The 19,140-nt window shown below is 72.9% G+C and carries 18 protein-coding genes; 15 read left to right on the plus strand and 3 right to left on the minus strand.

What is annotated here, in order from left to right; translation table 11 throughout:
* Positions 1 to 23 precede the first annotated feature (23 nt).
* From IVW53_00645 to IVW53_00660, 4 genes are all read left to right on the plus strand, one after another.
* Positions 24 to 443 carry a hypothetical protein gene (locus IVW53_00645; protein MBF6604079.1) on the plus strand — a complete coding sequence of 140 codons (420 nt, stop codon included), beginning with the start codon at positions 24 to 26 and terminating at the stop codon, positions 441 to 443.
* Positions 444 to 581: 138 nt separating this feature from the next.
* Positions 582 to 1,244 carry a sigma-70 family RNA polymerase sigma factor gene (locus IVW53_00650; GenBank protein MBF6604080.1) on the plus strand — a complete coding sequence of 221 codons (663 nt, stop codon included), beginning with the start codon at positions 582 to 584 and terminating at the stop codon, positions 1,242 to 1,244.
* A complete protein-coding gene (locus tag IVW53_00655) occupies positions 1,241 to 2,011 on the plus strand; it encodes a hypothetical protein (protein ID MBF6604081.1) in 771 nt (256 codons plus the stop codon). Before IVW53_00650 ends, IVW53_00655 begins: the two co-directional genes overlap by 4 nt.
* Positions 2,012 to 2,093: 82 nt before the next feature.
* The gene (locus IVW53_00660) at positions 2,094 to 2,771 is read left to right on the plus strand and encodes a hypothetical protein (GenBank protein MBF6604082.1); all 678 of its coding nucleotides are present in this window, start codon (positions 2,094 to 2,096) and stop codon (positions 2,769 to 2,771) included.
* Here IVW53_00660 and IVW53_00665 read toward each other — a convergent pair.
* A complete protein-coding gene (locus IVW53_00665) occupies positions 2,761 to 3,480 on the minus strand; it encodes an SOS response-associated peptidase (protein ID MBF6604083.1) in 720 nt (239 codons plus the stop codon). The two genes, IVW53_00660 and IVW53_00665, sit on opposite strands and share 11 nt — an antisense overlap.
* Positions 3,481 to 3,508: 28 nt before the next feature.
* Between IVW53_00665 and IVW53_00670 the strand changes: the two genes are divergently transcribed.
* Positions 3,509 to 4,795 (plus strand): rhomboid family intramembrane serine protease, encoded by a 1,287-nt coding sequence (locus tag IVW53_00670; GenBank protein MBF6604084.1) that lies wholly within the window; start codon positions 3,509 to 3,511, stop codon positions 4,793 to 4,795.
* Positions 4,796 to 4,821: 26 nt separating this feature from the next.
* Here the strand turns inward: IVW53_00670 and IVW53_00675 are convergent, their stop codons facing one another.
* Both IVW53_00675 and IVW53_00680 read right to left on the minus strand, forming a co-directional pair.
* A complete protein-coding gene (locus IVW53_00675) occupies positions 4,822 to 6,261 on the minus strand; it encodes a HAMP domain-containing histidine kinase (GenBank protein ID MBF6604085.1) in 1,440 nt (479 codons plus the stop codon).
* 6 nt (positions 6,262 to 6,267) lie between these two features.
* Entirely contained in the window at positions 6,268 to 7,146 is an 879-nt protein-coding gene (locus tag IVW53_00680) for a response regulator transcription factor (GenBank protein ID MBF6604086.1), read from the minus strand.
* Here IVW53_00680 and IVW53_00685 point away from each other — a divergent pair.
* The 10 genes from IVW53_00685 (at position 7,062) to IVW53_00730 (ending at position 18,973) form a co-directional block, all read left to right on the plus strand.
* The gene (locus tag IVW53_00685; GenBank protein ID MBF6604087.1) at positions 7,062 to 8,135 is read left to right on the plus strand and encodes a hypothetical protein; all 1,074 of its coding nucleotides are present in this window, start codon (positions 7,062 to 7,064) and stop codon (positions 8,133 to 8,135) included. The two genes, IVW53_00680 and IVW53_00685, sit on opposite strands and share 85 nt — an antisense overlap.
* 31 nt (positions 8,136 to 8,166) lie before the next feature.
* Entirely contained in the window at positions 8,167 to 8,697 is a 531-nt protein-coding gene (locus IVW53_00690; protein MBF6604088.1) for a hypothetical protein, read from the plus strand.
* 415 nt (positions 8,698 to 9,112) lie between these two features.
* Complete coding sequence (locus tag IVW53_00695; protein ID MBF6604089.1) at positions 9,113 to 9,640, plus strand: (2Fe-2S)-binding protein; 528 nt, start codon at positions 9,113 to 9,115, stop codon at positions 9,638 to 9,640.
* A gap of 16 nt (positions 9,641 to 9,656) precedes the next feature.
* Positions 9,657 to 12,059: a molybdopterin-dependent oxidoreductase gene (locus tag IVW53_00700; protein ID MBF6604090.1), complete on the plus strand. Its 2,403-nt coding sequence runs from the start codon at positions 9,657 to 9,659 to the stop codon at positions 12,057 to 12,059.
* A complete protein-coding gene (locus tag IVW53_00705) occupies positions 12,056 to 12,916 on the plus strand; it encodes a xanthine dehydrogenase family protein subunit M (protein ID MBF6604091.1) in 861 nt (286 codons plus the stop codon). Before IVW53_00700 ends, IVW53_00705 begins: the two co-directional genes overlap by 4 nt.
* A gap of 68 nt (positions 12,917 to 12,984) precedes the next feature.
* The gene (locus tag IVW53_00710; GenBank protein ID MBF6604092.1) at positions 12,985 to 14,031 is read left to right on the plus strand and encodes a hypothetical protein; all 1,047 of its coding nucleotides are present in this window, start codon (positions 12,985 to 12,987) and stop codon (positions 14,029 to 14,031) included.
* 120 nt (positions 14,032 to 14,151) lie between these two features.
* Positions 14,152 to 15,024, plus strand: a complete 873-nt coding sequence (locus IVW53_00715; protein ID MBF6604093.1) for a MoxR family ATPase — start codon at positions 14,152 to 14,154, stop codon at positions 15,022 to 15,024.
* Entirely contained in the window at positions 15,017 to 16,447 is a 1,431-nt protein-coding gene (locus tag IVW53_00720) for a VWA domain-containing protein (protein MBF6604094.1), read from the plus strand. Before IVW53_00715 ends, IVW53_00720 begins: the two co-directional genes overlap by 8 nt.
* A complete protein-coding gene (locus IVW53_00725; GenBank protein MBF6604095.1) occupies positions 16,440 to 17,555 on the plus strand; it encodes an XdhC family protein in 1,116 nt (371 codons plus the stop codon). The genes IVW53_00720 and IVW53_00725 overlap by 8 nt, the downstream gene beginning before the upstream one ends.
* Positions 17,552 to 18,973 carry an NTP transferase domain-containing protein gene (locus tag IVW53_00730; protein ID MBF6604096.1) on the plus strand — a complete coding sequence of 474 codons (1,422 nt, stop codon included), beginning with the start codon at positions 17,552 to 17,554 and terminating at the stop codon, positions 18,971 to 18,973. Before IVW53_00725 ends, IVW53_00730 begins: the two co-directional genes overlap by 4 nt.
* Positions 18,974 to 19,140: the final 167 nt, after the last annotated feature.

Here is a 19,140-nt window from a genome sequence, read left to right on the forward strand (position 1 = left end):
GTCGAACTCGGAGGATCTACGGCATGGATCGAACACGAATCGTGCGAGCGGTCGGCGGGACGCTCGTCGCGGGATTCCTCATCGCGGCGGTCGTCATCGGCGCGGACGCCGTCTCGTCGCCGGGGGCGCCGACGACGGTGCCGGTGGTCGACGCATCGGCGCTCGACTCGGTGTCCGGGCAGCCCCTCGTGGCCAGGACCCCGGAGCCCAGCGAGAGCCCGGAGGCCAGCGAGACCCCGGAGCCCAGCCATACGCCGGAGGCCAGCGGGACACCGCGAGCGACCGGCACGCCGGAGCCCAGCGAGACCCCCGAGGCGACCGAGGCGGTCCACTCGACGAGTTCACCGCAGGCGTCCACCGGACACGACGGTCCTGACTCCAGCTCGCACGACGGCGCCACCTCGCACGACGACGCCACCTCGCACGACGGCGGCGGCGACTGACCCCCGGACGGCTGAGCCGACCGGGTTTCGATGACGTGACGAAGGGACCACGGTGGAATGGCGTCAGCCGACGCATGATGGTGGCGGGTCGGGCCCGATCGTGGCCCGACCGACCGTGACTGCGCCGGAGCCGGACCCATCGAACCCTCGTCCCCATCGCCTGAGAACCGCGATCCTGCCGCGGCCCGTGACGATCGAGCGATCGTCGACGCGGTCCTCGGCGGCGATCGCGACGCCTTCAGGGCGCTCGTCGACCGCGAGTCCACCACCGTCGTCCGGCTCTGCCATCGGATCCTCGGCGATCTCCACGAGGCGGAGGACGTGACGCAGGAGGCGTTCGTCACCGCGTTCCGGTCGCTCGCCTCGTGGCGCGGCGACGGCTCCTTCGGGGCGTGGCTCGCGCGGATCGCGACCCGCATCGCGTTCCGCCAGGCGGTCCGGCGGCGTCCGGTGGCCTGGATCGACCCGATCGAGTCCGACTCGCGGTCCGGCGGGCGCGACCTGAGCGCCGGCGAACGGGAGGTTCGCACCCGACTCGTCGAGCAGGCCGTGGAGTCGCGAACGGTCGCCGACCCGGCGTCGATCGCCGTTCGGGCCGAGCGGACGACGGCGATCCGGCGTGCTGTCGCCCGACTCGACGAGCCGTACCGCGAGGTGGTCGCGCTGCGGTTCTTCGGCGGCCTCTCCCTGGCCGAGATCGCCGTCGCCTCGGACCGTCCCCTCGGGACGGTGAAGACCCACCTCCATCGTGGCCTCATCCGACTTCGGGTCGCCCTCGACGACGAGGGCATCGGTCGATGAGCGGTCCGTTCCATCCCGACGAACTGGCCGGGTCGGCGGAGCCGATCGGGTCGAGCGCCGATGCGGCCCGTCTCCTCGAGCTCGCCCGCGACCTCGAGGGCATCGCCCGTCCGGGGCCGGCGCCGACGGCGGGATTCGAGGCTCGCGTCCTCGCTGCACTCGCGCTCGAACCGCTCCCTCGGCCGACGGGCGCCGCCGGCCTGGCGGCCCGCCAGGGCCGGCCTCTGGCGATGCTCCTCGCGCTTCGCGACACCTGGCGGATCGCGTGGCGTGGCGGTGGCCCGCCCGCCGTGCGAGCCCAAGCGGCTGCCTTCGTCCTCGTCGTGGTCCTCCTCGCGGGATCCCTCGGTGGTCTCGCGACGGTCGGCGGGTTCCGGCTCCTCGGTCCCGGGCCCACCGTGGGCGGGCCGTCGACGGTATCGACCGGCGGCCCCGGCGCGTCCACGACGTCCTCGATGGGACCGTCGGTCTCGGGCTCGCCCGAGCCGTCCGAGTCGTTGGAACCGAGTGGCAGCCCCGACGCAAGTGAGGCGGGGGAGACGCCGGGGCCCGGTCGGACGCAGCGGCCGTCCGGCACGCCGCCGCCCGGAGGCGGTTCCGGATCCGGTGGGTCCGGAACTGCGACCGCCGTCCCGACGGCGACGCCGACGCCGACCCCCACGTTCGACGACCGGGGAACGCCCCGACCCGGCGATACACCACGGCCATCCGGCACGCCACGGCCCACCGAGGCGCCGGACGCGACGAGCGATCCGGGGCACGGCTGACGGTCGAGGAGGGCTCGCGATGGTCCGCGGACCATCGCGAGGGACCGTCCACGGATCATCGTCGGCCGGTTACGCTTGGCCGGTGATCGTCGTCGTCGGGAGCCCCGTCGCGTCCTCCGCTGAGGGCGATGGCCACATCGTCGCGAGCGGCATGGCCGTCGCCATCGCCCGAGCCGCAGCGGGGCGTGGCTCGACCGTGGAGATCGTTGGTCGGCTCGCCGACGATCCGATCGGCGACGCGGTGCTCATGGATCTCACCCGCGGCGGCCTCGGTCACTCCGCGATCCTCCGTGCCGGAGTGGGAACCACGCCGGCCGGCGGGCCCGACCCCGCGTCCGACGGTGAGCTCGTGACGCCGGCCGCCTCGATCCTCGAGGACGCCGGCGAGCCGGGCCGCGCGGTGCCGTCCCATCCGACCGGACCGCCGATCGAGGCGGGAGACCTCGACCTCGCCCTCCGCTATCTCGCCTCGTTCGACGTCCTCATCGTCGGCGAGGCGGTCGACGAGGAGGTGCTCGTCATCGCCCGCGAGGCGGCCGGCTACAGCGGCGCCCGACTCATCGTCGTCGGCCCATCGTCGTCGCCCGTCCCGACCGCCGGCGACGACACGACATGGTTCGAGGCGCCGGACGATGGCCCATCCGAGGAGTTCGCGGACGTGGTCGGAGCGTACGCCGCGGCACTCGACCGCGGGACGCCGCCACGCGAGGCGTTCGAGCGAGCGGTCGACCGCGCGCGCTGGGACCCGGTCAGGGAGTAGACCGACCTCTCGCCCGCCCGCTCGACGCGTCCGCTGTCTCGTCGAGCGGCACGACGAGTGCCGGGCCGTCGTTTCGGACGTTGTTCACGAGCGGTGCGACCGGATGGGCCGAGAGATCCGCTTCAGTGGCCGCGGCGAGGATCGCCTGGACCTCGCCGAGATCCTCCATACCGGGATCGAGCCAGGTGGCCCAGGCGTGGCGGGGGAGCACGATCGGCATCCGGTCGTGGATGGGCGCCATGAACTCGTTCGCGGCGGTCGTCACGATCGTGAAGGTCCGCCGGATCTCGTCCGTCGCCGGATCGCGCCAGCCCGACCACAGGCCGGCGAGGGCGAGCGGCGACCCATCCGCCGCCGCGATGAGGAACGGCTGCCGTGTTCCGTCCGCCCGACGCCACTCGTAGAAGCCGTCCGTCGGGACGATGCAGCGCCGATGGGCGAGCGAGTCCCGGAAGGCGTTGCTCGAGGCGAGCGTCTCCGCCCGGGCGTTGATGAGCCGGCTGCCGATCGATGGGTCCGTCGCCCAGTGCGGGATGAGGCCCCAGCGGTAGCGAGCGACGGCCCGCCGCTCGCCCTTCTCCACGACGACCGACGCCGCATCTGTCGGCGCCACGTTGTAGTGGCCGCCCGGATCGTCGGACAACGGCTCGGCGTCGAACAGCTCCGCGAGCTCCGCATCGGACCGCTGCTGGGTGAATCGACCGCACATCGTCGGGCAGTCTAGTAGAGTCGCGCCGATGGACGAGCCGAACCGCCCGGGCCGCGGCATGGACCCGAACCAGCCCGGCCCGCTCGACCGCGCGACGGCGATCGCCGTCCTCCGCCGAGGCGATGAGCTCCTCGAGGCGGGACACGCGGAGGACGCGGCCGGCCACTATCAGCGGGTCGTCGGCTTCGACGATCCGGCGATCACGGCGAGCGCGCTGTACGGGCTCGGGAACGCCCTCTACCGCCTTGACGACGAGGGGGCGGCTCTCGCGACCTGGCGCCGCATCCTCGAGCTGCCGGAGACGCCGAGCACATACCTCGCCTGGCGCCAGATCGCCGCGGCGAACGTCCGTGACGGCGACCTGGGCGGCGCTCTCCGCGCGTACCGCGAGGCGGATCGACGCGCTCCGGCGGAGGACAAGGGGGAGATCGCCTCGCGACTCGGCTGGTTGTCGAAGGAGACGGGCGACACCGGCGGAGCCGCCCGCTACTTCCGGCGGAGCCGCGGCCGCACGAACGCCCTCGTGACGTACGCGATCATCGCGGTGACGGTCGTGGTCTCGTTCACCGCGTGGGCCGGATTCTCCGAGACGGCGAACAGCGTCGACTTCGGCTGGCTCTATCCGATCCTCTGGCTCAGCAAGGCGGGCGTCGCCGCGGGTGAGCTGTGGCGGCTCGTGACCGTGGTCCTCGTCCACGCTCCGGACCCGACGTTCTTCTTCATCCACCTCGGCTTCAACATGTACGCCCTCTACCTCGTCGGGCCGGTCGTCGAGGCGATCTACGGCGGGCCGCGGATGCTCTTCATGTACCTCGCCTGCGCCGTCACCGCCTCGACGGCGAGCTTCGTGGTCGGGCCTTCCGGGTTCGCGACCGGGGCATCCGGGGCGGTCTTCGGCCTGTTCGGGGTCCTCCTCGTGGCCTCGCGGGTCCACCATCCGGTCGTCGACCGCCGTCGCCGCGCGATCCTCACCCAGGTGGGCTCGCTCATCGTCATCAACCTGCTCCTCGGCTTCGGCCTGGCCGGGAGCGGCACGGTGAACATCGACAACGCGGCCCACATCGGGGGGTTGCTCGGCGGGCTGTGGCTCGGTCTCATCCTCCTTCCGGCGGGCGCGCCGACGCTCTCGTCGTTCTGGCAGCAGGCGGACGGGACGCGCGGGTCGAAGCGGGTCGCGCCGCTCGTCCAGGTCGTCGGGATCGCAGCCCTCGCCGTCGTTGTCGTGGTCGGTCTCGTCATCGGCGACGAGGCGGTGCGCCGTGGCGCGGCGGCCGGTGCGCAGACGGAGGTGCCACGGATCGGCCGGCACATCTGACGGTGCGGCCAGCCCGCGGGCGCCGGTCAGACCGCGGGGCGAGGCACCTTCGGCAGCACGACGCTCACCCGGGCGCCGCGCGGGGCGACCTGCTCGGCATGGGCCGATCCGCCATGGGCGGCCGCGAGCTCGCGCACGATCGCGAGCCCGAGGCCTGAGCCGCCACCGGACCGGGCCGGGTCCGGCCGGAAGAATCGCTCGAAGACACGCTCGGTGGCGCCGGGCGGGAATCCGGGACCGTCGTCGGTCACCGAGAGGGCCACCGACCCCGCATCCCCGGGGAACGACGGACCGATCCGGCGGGCCTCGAGCCAGACATGGCCGCCGGGGCTGGGTGCCACGGCGAGCGCGTTCGAGACGAGGTTGCCGAGCATCCGGTCGACCGCGAGCCGGTCGGCGACGAAGCCGAGGTCGGCGGCAGCCGTCTCGGGCGACTCGGGCCGGACGGCCGAGACCGTGATGCCGACACTCGCCGCCCCGGGCGCGAAGCGCGCCGTCGCCTCCTCGATGAGTGCGCCGCCATCGAGCGGTTCCGGTCGCAGCCCGGCGGCCCCGGCACGCAGTCGCTCGATCGCCCCGAGCTCGCCGACGAGGCGCTCGAGGCGCGCGGACTCCTCGGCGATGGCCCTGGCCGCCCGTCCGGCGTCCTCGCCGGTGGCCGTCCCGTCGGCGAGCGCGTCGGCGAAGCCGCCGATGACCGTCAGCGGCGTTCGAAGGTCGTGGCGGAGGTTCGCCAGGAGCTCGGTCTCCCGGTCCCGGGTCTGGGCGAGTGTCTCCGTCATGGCGTTGAAGCGGACGATGAGGTCCCGCACCTCGGTCGGGCCGTCGAGGGGGAGCGGCGGGATCGGCGAGGTGGTGGGAACGTCCGCCGTGGCCGCGGCGAGGCGGCGCAGCGGGGCGCCCACGGAGCGCGCGACGAGCCACGCCAGCGGTGCGCCCGCGAGGAGCGTGACGACCACGACGATGGGGACGGTGGCCACGAGATCGCCGACGGCGTCGCGACCCGCCGTATCCGGTGTCGCGAGGACCAGTGCCTTCGGACCCGCGGCAGCGCCGGGGCGGATGACCGTGGCGGCGTAGACGTAGGCCCGACCGTCCGGGAAGGCGGTGACCCCGTGATTCGCCGAGCCGCGGCCGCCCGGATCGACCGCGAACGTGCCTGCCCGCAGGGTCGGCGTGCCGGAGAGGCTGACGACCCGGCCGTCCGCCGTGACGATGAACGCGTCGACGCCCGCGGTCGGTAGCTCGTCGTGGATGCCGGCCAGCAGCGTCTGGGCGTCGCCAGCGATCGTCGCCTGGCGGAGCTGGACGGCAAGCGCGGACACCTGGTCCTCGAGGCGGCTGCCGAGGGTCTGGGTGTGGAGCCCGCGGAGGAGGACAAAGAGTGTCGCTCCGATCGCGAACCAGGCGACGAAGGCGACGCCGAGGAAGGCGAGGACGATGCGGGCGGTGAGGCTGCGCGGCACGGCTCCTCAGTCGGTCGCGGCCGGCCGGACCGGCTCGCGCGGCGGCGGGACGAGGCGGTAGCCGACGCCCCGGACGGTCTCGATCGGCGGACCGTCGTCGCCGAGCTTCTTGCGGACTTCGGCCACGTGGACGTCCACCGTCCGCGTCTCGCCGGGGAAATCCGTGCCCCACACGCCCTCGAGGAGTGCGTCGCGGGTGAGGACGACGCCGGGATCGCGGGCGAGGGCGGCGAGGAGGTCGAACTCGCGCGCCCGAAGCTCGAGCCGTCGTTCCCCCACCGTGGCCTCGCGCCGCCGCGGGTCGATCCGGAGGTCGCCGACCTCGAATGGGCGCCCGCCCCGGACCGTCGCATCGGCCCGACGGAGGATCGCCTTGACCCGGGCGACGAGCGCCCGCGGATTGAACGGTTTCGTCACGTAGTCGTCCGCGCCGAGCTCGAGCCCGACGATCGCGTCGACGTCGTCGTCCCGGGCGGTGAGCATGAGGACCGGCGTGTCCCCGCGGCGACGGAGCTCCCGGCAGACCTCGTAGCCGTCGATCTTCGGCAGCATGAGGTCGAGGATGACGAGGTCCGGGTCGTGGCGGGCGTGGAGGGCGAGGCCCTGCTCGCCGTCGCCGGCCGCGATGACGGCGAATCCCTCCTTCTCGAGGTACAGGCGAAGGAGGTCGACGATGTTCCGTTCGTCGTCGACGATGAGGATCGTCTTCACCGCCCGAAGGATAGCGAGCCGCCCTCCGGAACCTCGCCGCGTGTGTAAGGGGGATGTAAGGTCGGGCGTCGGGGTAGCATCCGTCCGCCATGTTCGCCACACTCGGCGGTTCGCTCCCGGCGCCGACCATGCCGCTGACCCTGCCGTCGCCCGCCCTCGACGCCGGCTCGCCATCGGCTGCCGTCGACGCCGTCGATGGCCTCGTCGCCGCGGCCCTCGCCGACCAGGTCGCGGCGGGACTCGGGGTCCTGACGGACGGTGGGCTCCGCCACCCCGATCCGATCGGTGCCCTCATTCGCGGCTTTGGCGGTGTCGAGCCCCGCGCCGGGGCGCCGCCGGTGGCGCGGAAGCTCCCGCGCTGGGAACGCCCGATCTTCGTGGACGGATGGGCCATCGCCGCCGACCTGGCGGACCGACCCGTGAAGCAGGTCCTCGTCGGCCCGTACTCCCTCGGCCGGGCGATCGCGCCCGGACGGCTCGGCCGCCCGGCGGTCACCCTCGCGCTCGCGGAGGCACTGAACGCGGAGCTCCACGCCCTCGCCGACGCCGGATGCCCGGTCCTCGAGATCGTGGAGGATGGTGCGGTGCGGATCGGCGACGATCCAGCGGAGCGACGCCTCTTCGCCGACGCGCAGCGCCGCCTTCTCGCCGGCCTGCCCGATCCGGCAGTGAACGCGGTCGGAGCGGCGGACGGCGGGCCGCATCGGACGCTCGCGATCCGCGGCGGCAACGCCGACGCCGCCGGAGCGGCGACGATCCTCGACGCGCCGTATCACAGCTACCTCTTCGACCTGTGCGCCGGGCCGGATAACTGGCGGCTTGTCGTCGCCGTGCCCGGCGATCGCGGCGTCATCGTGGGCGCGGCGGACGCCCGGACGGCCCGGGAGGACGAACTCGAGGTGCTCGCCTTCGCTGTAGGCTACGCGGCCTCCACGGGCGGGCGGGGTCATGCCCGGGTGGGACTGGCGACGTCCGCCGATCTCACCGGCCTCGACCACGACGCGGCCCTCGCGAAGATGCGGCGGATCGGCGAGGCGGCCGAGTACTACGAAGCCGAACCGGGCGCGCTCGCCCGGGCGATCGACCCGCGGGCACACGACATCCGGAGCGCGGCGATGGGCCGATTCGCGCCGGGCGAGCACAAGCCGCGCGGGCGGCCGTGAGGTGGCAACCGCCGGACAGGCGGCGACGCCCGTGAGGCGGTCCCGGCCGGGCTCCATCCCAGCCCTCCCCGAGCCGAGGGCGTCCCGTGCGTGGCGGGTCTACCTCCGCCTCCAGTACCGGCTCATCGCGGTCCTCGACCCATTGGTCCGGACGTGGTGGCGCGGCTACGGTCTCGGCAACGTCGTCGAGCTGCGCGTCCTCGGGCGACGAACGGGCCGCGAGCGCCGCGTCCTCCTCGGCCTCCTTCGCGACGGCGACCGCTGGTTCCTCGGCCATCCCAACGGCGACGTGCCGTGGACGAGGAACCTCGAGGCCGCCGGGGGCGCGACCCTCACGCTCTCGTGGCCGGCCTCGATCCAGATCCGCGCGCGACGGCTCGAGATCGGCGAGCTCCGCGACCGGGCGATCGCGGCGACGGGCCAGCATGTTTTCCCGGGCAACGTCGTCTATCGCCTCGCCCGGGCCCACATCCGGGCGGTCGGGGTCTACTTCATCATCGACGCGGAGGCTGGCACCGCGGAAGCAATGGAGGCCGGGAGCGCGGAAGGAGCGGGCGGGTGAGCCGGTTCTGGCATGCGTTCGCCGACGCGCACGTGGTGGCCGATGCCGAGATCGTCTTTCGAGGACCAGTTTCGCGGACCAGATGACCCGGCTCGACGCCCGTGGGTTCTCAAACGCTCATCTCCGGAACGTTCGAGCCAGGATATGGCGTCCCGAAGGGGGTCCTGCGGCTCGAACGTGCTGGGCCACGCACGGATCGCGCGGTCCGGTCCACGCGGAACGAGCCGATCGCTCACCTGCGTTCCGCCGGTGACCAGATGAGACGTGCCGGCTTGATTCTCCCCGGCCGGAGGCGCAGCATGGCAGCCACCTCCCTCCGACCGATCCCGTCGCGAGGGTTGCGCCGCTCACGTCTCGTTGCGCCGCTCCCGTCTCCGCGTTCCGTGACCGCGATCCGCGACAAGGAGGTCCGCTCGTGTCCGAACACATCGCCCTCGTCGTCAATGGGGAGCGTCGCGAGGCGGACGTCGAGCCGCGACGCCTCCTCGTCCAGTTCCTCCGCGAGGATCTCGGTCTCACCGGCACCCACGTCGGCTGCGACACGAGCCAGTGCGGCGCCTGCACGGTCCAGGTCGACGGCCAGGCGGTGAAGAGTTGCACGATGCTCGCCGTCCAGGCGGACGGCGCGACCATCACGACGATCGAGGGAATGGCGAACGGTGACGCTCTCCATCCGCTCCAGACCGCGTTCTGGGAGCAGCACGGCCTCCAGTGCGGTTTCTGCACGCCGGGCATGATCATGGCCGCCGCCGACCTCCTGGCGCGCGATCCGGACCCCACGGACGACGAGATCCGGCACGCGATCCAGGGCAACATCTGTCGCTGCACCGGGTACCAGAACATCGTGGCGGCGATCCGGGCCGCCGGAGCCGCCGTCCAGGCGGGCGCGTCCATCACCCCCGGCGTCGCCCCCGCCGCGGCGACCGTCGCCGCCGGCCGCTGAGCGAGGAGACGAAACGATGGCCACTGACGTCCTCGGCGCTCCGATCAAGCGGGTCGAGGATCCGCGCTTCATCACCGGCAAGGGTCGCTACGTCGACGACATCGTCCTCCAGGGCATGGTCCACGCGGCGATCCTCCGCAGCCCGTACGCCCACGCGAACATCCGCTCGATCGACACCGCGGCGGCGAAGGCGATGCCCGGCGTCCTCGCCGTCATCGTGGGGGCGGACATCCCGTACAACCCCCTCCCGATGGCCTGGCCGGCCGGTGGCGTCGCGGGGATCCGCAACAACATCAACACCCCGCGGGTCCTCGCGACGGACAGCGTCAAGTGGACCGGCGAGGGCGTCGCCGCGGTCATCGCCGAGACGCCCGAGCAGGCGTTCGACGCGCTCGAGACGATCACGGTCGACTGGGAGCCCCTGCCGACGGTCGTCGACGCCGAGGCGGCGACGAAGCCCGGCGCGCCGCAGCTCCACGAGAACGCGCCGAACAACGTCGTCTTCGAATGGACCGTCGGCGACAAGGCCGGCACGGACGCGGCGTTCGATGCCGCCCCTGTCGTCGTCCGCCAGCGGGTCGTGAACCAGCGCCTCATCCCGAACCCGATGGAGGTGCGGGGCGACATCGGCTGGTACAACCCGGGCACCGAGGAATACACGATCTGGATGTCGAGCCAGACGCCGCACATCCAGCGTCTGCTCCTCGCGGCGTTCGTCACCGGTGTCCCCGAGCACAAGGTCCGCTGCATCAGCCCGGATGTCGGCGGTGCCTTCGGGACGAAGATCTTCTGCTACGCGGACATGGCGCTCGTCATGTTCGCCTCGAAGCTCATCGGCGGCCGGCCGGTCAAGTGGATCGAATCGCGCCGCGAGAGCTACGGCAGCACGATCCACGGCCGCGACCACATCTCGTACCTCGAGATCGCCGGCGACCGCGATGGGACGGTCAGCGGGTTGCGCGTCAAGACATTCGCCAACCTCGGCGGTCGCCTCTCGACGATCGGGCCGGGCATCCCGACGACGCTGTACGGCCGCGTTCTCTCGGGCTGCTACAGGATCCCGAACGTCTGGTGCGAGGTGACCGGCGTCTATACGAACACCACCTTCGTCGACGCCTACCGCGGCGCCGGCCGACCGGAGGCGACGTACATCATCGAACGGGCGATGGATCTCTTCGCCGATGAGATCGGGATGGATCCGGCGGAAGTCCGGCGCCGGAACTTCATCGCCCCGGACGCCTTCCCGTACGACAATCCCTCGGGCCTGGGCACGGCGTCGAACGGCGAGAAGATCTTCATCGATTCGGGGAATTACGAACCGGCCCTCGACAAGGCCCTCGCGATCGTCGGGTATGGCGGCATGGCCACGGCGAAGACCGCCGCCCGGGCTCGCGGCAAGTTCCTCGGCGTCGGCCTCTCGACGTACATCGAGGTCTGCGGCGTCGCCCCCTCGAAGTGGATCGGAGCGGTGGGCGAGGGCTGGGGCGCGGCGATGTGGGAATCGGCGAACCTCAAGGTCCACCTGACCGGGAAGGTCATCCTCACGATGGGCACGAGCCCGCAGGGCCAGGGCCACGAGACGACGTACAGCCAGATCGTCGCCCACGAGCTCGGCATCCCGATGGAGGACGTCGTCGTCCTGCATTCGGACACCCAGGGCACGCCGTTCGGCTATGGCTCGTACGGCAGCCGGACGTCGTCGGTCGGCGGTACGGCCGCGGTGAAGGCGGCGGCCAAGGTCCGCGAGAAGGCCCGCCGTTATGCGGCCCACATGCTCGAGGCATCGGTCGACGACATCGAAGTCATCGGCGCCGAATATCGGATCAAGGGCTCGCCGGAGAAGAAGAAGACGCTCCAGGAGATTGCCTTCGCCCTCGACCTCGGCTTCAGCCTCCCGGATGGCATGGAGCCGTATCTCGATGAGACCGTGTATCACGACACCCCGAACTGCACGTGGCCCTTCGGGACCCACGTCGCCGTGGTCGAGATCGACGAGGAGACCGGGGTCGTCGACCTCATCCGCTACGTGGCGGTGGACGACGTCGGAAAGAAGATCAATCCGCTCATCGTGGACGGCCAGCTGCACGGCGGGATCGCCCAGGGGGTCGGCCAGGCGCTCTGGGAAGGTGCGATCTACGGCGAGGACGGGCAGCTGCTGACCGGCTCGCTCCTCGACTATGCCCTGCCGCGCGCTGCCTGGCTGCCCAACCTCGAGCTCGGCGAGACCGTCACCCCGTCACCGGTCAATCCGCTTGGCGTCAAGGGGGTCGGTGAGGCGGGTGCGATCGCCAGCACCGCCGCCGTCGCGAACGCGGTCGTCGACGCGCTGTCGCCGCTCGGCATCCGCCATCTCGACATGCCGTTCACGGCGCAGACCGTCTGGCGTGCCATCCAGTCCGCGAAAGGAGGCCAGGCGTGATCCCCGCACCGTTCGCCTACGACCGGCCGGCGAGCCTTGTCGAGGCCCTGGCGGCCATCCATGCCGACCCCGACGCGAAGGTGATCGCCGGCGGCCAGAGCCTCCTGCCGCTCCTCAAGCTCCGGCTCGCCGCAACGAGTCGGCTCGTCGACATCGGTGGCCTCGACGAGCTGCGGGGGATCGCCCGGGCCGCCGACGGCGGGCTGCGGATCGGCGCCCTCACGACGTACCGCGAGCTCCTCGACGACGCCTCGACGCGGGTCTACCGCTGCCTCGCCGAGGCCGTCACCGACATCGGCGACGTCCAGGTCCGGAACCGCGGGACGATCGGCGGTTCCGTCGCGCACGCGGATCCCGCCTCGGACATGCCGGCCGTCCTGCTCGCCCTCGGCGCGACATTCGTCGCACGGTCGGCTGGCGGGGAGCGTCGGATCGCCGCCGAGGACTTCTTCCGGGGCGCGTTCGAGACGGCCCTCAAGGCGGGTGAGATCCTCACCGCGGTCGAGTTGCCGGCCGCGTCCGGGTCGATCGGATCCGCCTACCGCAAGCTCGCCCAGCCGGCCTCCGGCTACTCGATCGTCGGGGTCGCCGCGGTCGTCGGGCGGAGCGGCGCCGCGATCTCGCTCGCCCGGATCGGCGTCACCGGTGTCGGGGGCGTCGCGTACCGGGCGTCGGCGGTCGAGGCGGCACTCGCCGGTTCGGACGGATCGCCAGCGGCGATCGCGGCAGCGGTGACCCACGCCTCGGACGGGCGCACCGTCGCGGCCGATATCCACGCCGATCGGGCGTACCGGACCGAGATGGCCCGGGTCTACGTCCGGCGCGCCATCGAGGGTGCGCTCGCCGCGCTCGGATGAGCGGTCCGTCCCCGGCGGTCACCATCCGTCCGGTGGACGTCGACGCCGTCCTGGTCGCCGGATAGCACGTGCGGCTCGCGCGCCTTCGCGTCGGCTCGGACGGCCCGACACTCGCGGACCTCGTCGGCGCCGTCCTCGCGGCGGACTTCCGCGTCGGCGACGAACGCTGGTCGAAGGGGCGCCGCCTCACCGACCACGATCTGGCACGCCTCTCGGGCTCTGCCATCCTGCCGCCCGACGGACTCGCACTCCTCGTCCCGGAGCCGGGCGACCTGCACGAGGACGAGGCGGCGAACCGGCTCGCCGCATCGATCGCGGGACCCGGTCTCGTCCTCCGTGGCCCGGTCGAGAGCCGGGTCGACCTCGTCGCCGCCCATGCCGGGGTCGTGCGCATCCGCGTCGCGGCGCTCGAGCGGCTCGATCGGATCGACCCTCTCGAGGTGTTTACGATCTTCGACGGCCAGATCGTCGCGCCGGGCGAGCTCGTCGCGAGTGTCAAGGTCGCGCCCCAGCTCGTCCCGGAGGCCACGGTCGTCGCCGGCGAGGCGGTCGCCCGCCGCCGCGGTCCGATCGTCCGGATCGAGGCGTTCCGTCCGACCCGCGTGGGGGTCATCGTGAAAGAGTCCGTCCACGGTCCGGCCCGGGAACGGTTCGAGGCGAGCGTCCGGGCGAAGATGGACGGTCTCGGCTCCACGATCGTCGCGATCCTCTATGTCGCGGACGCCGCCGTCGCGGTCGCCGACGCGCTGCGGAGGGTGCGGCGTGCCCAGGCCGGCCTGATCCTCACCGCCGGCGCCCGGAGCATGGACCCGTCGGACCCATGCTTCGTCGCGATCGAGGCGCTTGGCGGGCGGGTCATCCGGCGGGGTGTTCCCGCGCACCCGGGCTCGATGCTCTGGCTCGCCCGGCTCGGGCGGACGCCGATCCTCGGGCTGCCGACCTGCGGCGCCTACTCGAAGGCGACGGCGGCGGACCTGCTCCTGCCGTGGCTCATCGCCGGTGCGCCGGCCTCGCGGGCCACGATCGCCCGACTCGGCCATGGCGGGATCCTCGGCCGGGCGATGCGCTTTCGGTTCCCCGCGTACGCTCGCGAGCTCGAGGCTCCGGAGGGCTGATCGCGGACGCTCGACGGAGCGGAACGCCGTAGACTCCGAGGCGTGACCGACCGATCGCGATTCGCCCCCGATCCGACGCCCGACCCCGGCGCGCCGACCGTCGGTGTCGAGGCGCACTCCATCGACGGACTCATCGCCGCGTTCCGCGAGCACGACTATCTGTGCGATCGGGCCCTGGCGACCGCGGTCTTCCTCGGTCTCGAGCTCGGTCGCCCACTGCTCCTCGAGGGCGAGGCGGGCGTCGGCAAGACGGAGCTCGCGAAGGTCCTCGCGGCGACCCTCGGTGCGCGGCTCATCCGGCTCCAGTGCTACGAGGGCCTCGACGTCGCGAGTGCAGTCTACGAATGGAACTATCCGCGCCAGATGCTCGAGATCCGGCTCCGCGAGGCCCGCGGCGACATCGGCGACGGGCGCGACATCTTCGGCCCCGAGTTCCTCATCCGGCGGCCGCTCCTGCAGGCCCTCGAAACCCATGACGGGGTGCCGCCGGTCCTCCTCATCGACGAGATCGATCGGGCGGACGAGGAGTTCGAGGCCTATCTGCTCGAGATCCTCTCCGACTTCCAGATCACCGTCCCGGAGCTCGGCACGATCCGGGCCGAGCACCCGCCGCGGGTCATCCTCACCTCGAACCGGACCCGCGAGGTCCACGACGCCCTCAAGCGCCGCTGCCTGTATCACTGGATCGACTATCCGTCACGCGAGCGCGAGCTGGCGATCGTCCTCGCCCGTGTCCCGCAGGCGCCCGAGCGACTCGCCGCCGAAGTCGTCGCCTTCGTCCATCGCCTGCGGGCGACCGACCTCACGAAGGTCCCAGGGGTCGCCGAGACGCTCGACTGGGCGGCGGCGCTCCTCGCCCTCGGTGCGCGCGAGCTCCGGCCGGCGCTCGTCGACGAGACGCTCGGCGTGGTTCTCAAGTACGAGGAGGATGTCCGGCGCGTCCGCGGCGGGGTCGCGGCCGCCTACCTCGAGGACGTCGCGGCCGGTGCCTGACCCCACGCCGATCGCCGGGCGACAGCCCCCTGTCGAGGTCGACGGGGACCGCCTGCTCCGCGAGGCGGTCGTGTTCGGGAGGGTCCTCCGGGCGAACGGGCTGTCCGTCGATCTCGGCGCGGCGATCGACTTCGTCCGCGCGCTCACCCTCGTCGACATCGGCGACCGCGAGGAGGTGAGGTCCGCCGGAGCGGCGGTCTTCGTCCGGAGCCGCGACGAGCGGCTGCCGTACGACGTGGCGTTCGAGCGGTTCTGGCGCCGCCGTGGCACGCCGCTGCCCGGGCAGCCGCCACCGCTGACGATGCCGTCGCCGGATGTCGCCGACGCGGAGGAGGGGACGGAGGAGGGGAGCCTCGAGCGCCCGGCGGACCGGGATCGCCTCGCCCGGGCCATCGGCGAGCCGACGCCGAGTTCGGAGGATGGTGAGGATGGCGAGCCGCCGGACGCCTTCGTCGTCGCGCCGGACGCGTACTCCGCGTCCGAGGTCCTCCGCCACCGCGAATTCGACCGGATGACGGCAGACGAACTCCGGGATGCGGAGCGGCTCATCGACCTCCTCACCCCGCGACTCGAGACGCGGCGGACGCGACGCCACGAACTCCACCACCGTGGCAGGCGGCTCGCGCCCCGGGCGATGCTACGGCGGAACCTCGGGACCGGCGGCGAGGCCCTCGAATGGGTCTGGAGCCGCCCCACGCGGCGGCCCCGCCCGATCGTCGTGATCTGCGACATCAGCGGCTCGATGGAACGCCAGTCGCGCCTCCTCCTCCGCTTCGTCCAGGCGCTCGCCGCCTCGAACCGGGTCCGGACGGAGTCGTTCGTCTTCGGGACGCGCCTCACCCGCGTGACGCGGCTCCTTCGCGAGCGCGACCGCGACGCGGCGCTCCGCCGAGTGGCCGAAAGCGTGACGGACTGGGCCGGCGGGACGCGGATCGGCGACAGCTTCCGCGAGTTCAACCTCCGCTGGGCGCGCCGGGTCCTCCGCTCGAGCGGCGTCGTCATCGTCATCTCGGATGGCTGGGATCGCGGCGATCCGGCGCTGGTGGCGACCGAGACGGCCCGCCTCCAGCGGAACTGCCATCGCCTGATCTGGCTCAACCCGCTCGCGGGCACGGACGGCTACGAGCCGCTCGCGGCGGGGATGAAGGCGGCCTATCCATTCACGGACGACTTCGTCGCGGCCGGGACCCTCGAGAGCCTCGAACGGCTCGGCGCGCTCCTCGCCGATGGCGGCGCAGCCGGGACGCGGTCGGCGGGACGCCCCCGCCCTGTCGGCGTCGGGGGGCGCGCGAGTGCCGGCGGCGGGTCCGCGGCCAGGCGACCTCCGTCCGTGCGGTTCACGGCTCCGCCGAGGCTCGTCGCCGCCCATCCGGCGGACCCCGCCGCGGCCCGACCACTCGCCGAGGAGGTGCGCGGTGCGTGAGCTCGCCGGGACGCTCCGGGCATGGCAGGCGGAGGGGATCGAGGTCGGTCGTGCGGTCGTCATCCGGACATTCGGCTCGGCGCCTCGACCCGAGGGTGCGGTCCTCCTCGCGGCGGCGGATGGGCGGCTCGCCGGGTCGGTGAGCGGCGGGTGCGTCGAGGGCGCGGCGTACGAGGAGATCGTGCGGGCCCGACGGGACGGGTGTGCCCGGGTCATCCGCTACGGCATCAGTGACGAGCAGGCGTGGGACGTCGGCCTGGCCTGCGGCGGCACGATCGACGTCCTCGTCGAGCCGGCAGTCGCGGAAGCCGTCGCAGCCGCTGCCGCCGCCACGGAACGCGGCGTGGCGATCGTGACGCGGCTGCCGGCGGATGCGCCCGCAGCCGAGTTCGGACCTCACGAGCCCGGAACTGGGTCGCCGCAGGCTCCGCCGCTCGTCGTCCACGACGACGGACGGGTCGCCGATGCCGCCGGCGGTCCAGCCTCCACGGGCGACACGCTCGTCGACGCGGAGCTCGTCCGCGCGGCGCTCGCCGCGCTCGCCATCGGGACCTCGCGGACTGCGGTGCTCGGCGATGCCCAGTATTTCATCGAGGCGTTCCCGGTCCGGCCGCGGCTCGTCATCGTCGGTGCGGTCCAGGTGGCGATCCCGCTCGTCCGCATGGCGCGCGAGCTGGGGTTCGAGACGGTGGTCGTGGACGGGCGACCCGCCTTCGCGACCAGGGAGCGGTTCCCCGACGCGGACCGCCTCGTCGTCGGGTGGCCGGACGAGGTCGCTGACGAGATCGGCCTCGGGCCGCCGGATGCCGTCGCCGTCCTCAGCCATGACGTGAAGTTCGACGAGCCGGCCATCGTCGAGGCGCTCCGTCGCGGTTGCCGGTACGTCGGCGCGGTCGGGTCGCGGCGGACGCAGGCGGACCGGCGCGAGCGGCTCCGTGCCATGGGCGTGGCGGACGACGCCCTCGCCCGTCTCCACGGGCCGATCGGCCTCGACCTCGGCGGCCGCGCACCGGCGGAGGTGGCTCTCGCGATCCTCGCCGAGATCGTCGCCGCGCGTCATGGCGGGAGCGGTGCGCCGATGGTGGAGCGAGCATCGGTGACGGCGTGACGGATCCAGCGCGAACGACGGCGGTCGTCCTCGCGGCGGGAGCGGGAACGCGGTTCGGCGGTGGCAAGCTCAGCGCGCCGCTCGGCGATCGGCGGGTCATCGATCACGTCCTCGACGCGCTCGCCCAGGTCGGGTTCGCTGAGACCATCGTCGTCGTCGGACCCGGGCCGGACGCGCCGTCCCTCCCGCCGGGCGGCGTGCGGGTGGTCGTCAATCCTCGTCCGCAGAACGGCCTGTCGAGCTCGCTGCGGATCGGTCTCTCCGCGGTGGATTCCTCCTCGGACGCGGCCCTCGTCGTGCTCGGCGACCAGCCGTTCATCAGGGCGACGACGGTCCGTGCACTCCTTGCGGTGGAGGTTCCGGTCGGCCGCTCGCTGGTCGTGCCGCGATACGCCGCGGACGGTGGCTCGAATCCCGTGCTCGTCCTTCGCTCGGGGTGGGGCATCGCCGCGGCGATCGACGGCGATCGCGGGCTCGGTCCGACCATCGCCGCCAACCCGGATCTCGTCGTGGAGGTGACCGTGATTGGATCGAATCCGGATGTCGACACCCGAGGTGACCTTGCCGCCGCCGCCTGGGCGGCGCAGGTGCGCGCGAACCGGGAGCAGGTCGACCGGGTCCGCGAGGTTGGCGATGGCGACTTCTACGCCACGACGAGCGGGCTGTTCGTCGCCGATCCGCGGCGGAGCGACGCGGACGATCCGACGCTCGCCGCGCTGCGATCGCTCGCCGGGCCGGGTGAGCGCTGGCTCGACATCGGGGCCGGAGCAGGACGCTACGCGCTCCCCATCGCCCTCGCGGTGGGACCGGCGGGAGAGGTCGTTGCGGTAGAGGCGTCGGCGAGCATGCTCGCCGGGCTGCGAGCCGGGATGTCCGATCACAGGATCGCGAACGTTCGAATCGTCGAGGGTCGCTGGCCCGCCGTCGCGCCAGAGATCGCCGCGCCACTGATGGACGGTGCCGGACCGCCGGCTCAGGTCGCGCTCATCGCCCACGTCGGGTACGACATCGAGGAGATCGGCCCGTTCCTCGACGCGATGGAGGTCGTCGCCGATCGCCTGTGTGTGGCGATCCTCATGGAGCGCACGCCGGCCGCGGCCGCGGAGGCGTTCTGGCCGATCGTCCACGGCGAGGATCGGATCCCCCTGCCGGCGCTGGACCCATTCGTCGCGTTGCTCCAGGCGCGCGGCGGGGATCCGGAGTTCCGGATCGTGGAGCGGTCCGTCCGCGGGTACGCGGATCGCGCAGCGGCACTCGCGCTCCTGCGCCGCCAGACCTGGGTCGAGCCCGGCGGCACTCGCGACCTGCGCCTCCAGGCGGCCCTCGATGAACGGCTCAGCGCGCTCCCGGACGGAACGGTCGCGATCGACGGCGCGCCGACCCTGTCGATCGGGCTCGTCACCTGGCGGCCACGCTGAGCTGACCCTGCCGACTCGCGACCCGCCGCCACGGGCCGCCGCCGGTTCGTTGACGTGCGCACGATGCGGACCTACCATCGCCGCGACCCCAGCGCCTCCCGACCGCCGACCCACTGCGACGCCGTGCGGTTCCCGAGACCCGGGTCGGTGGTGCCGTTCGTGTCCCC

It is taken from the genome of Chloroflexota bacterium (assembly GCA_015478725.1).
Classification (GTDB): domain Bacteria; phylum Chloroflexota; class Limnocylindria; order Limnocylindrales; family CSP1-4; genus C-114.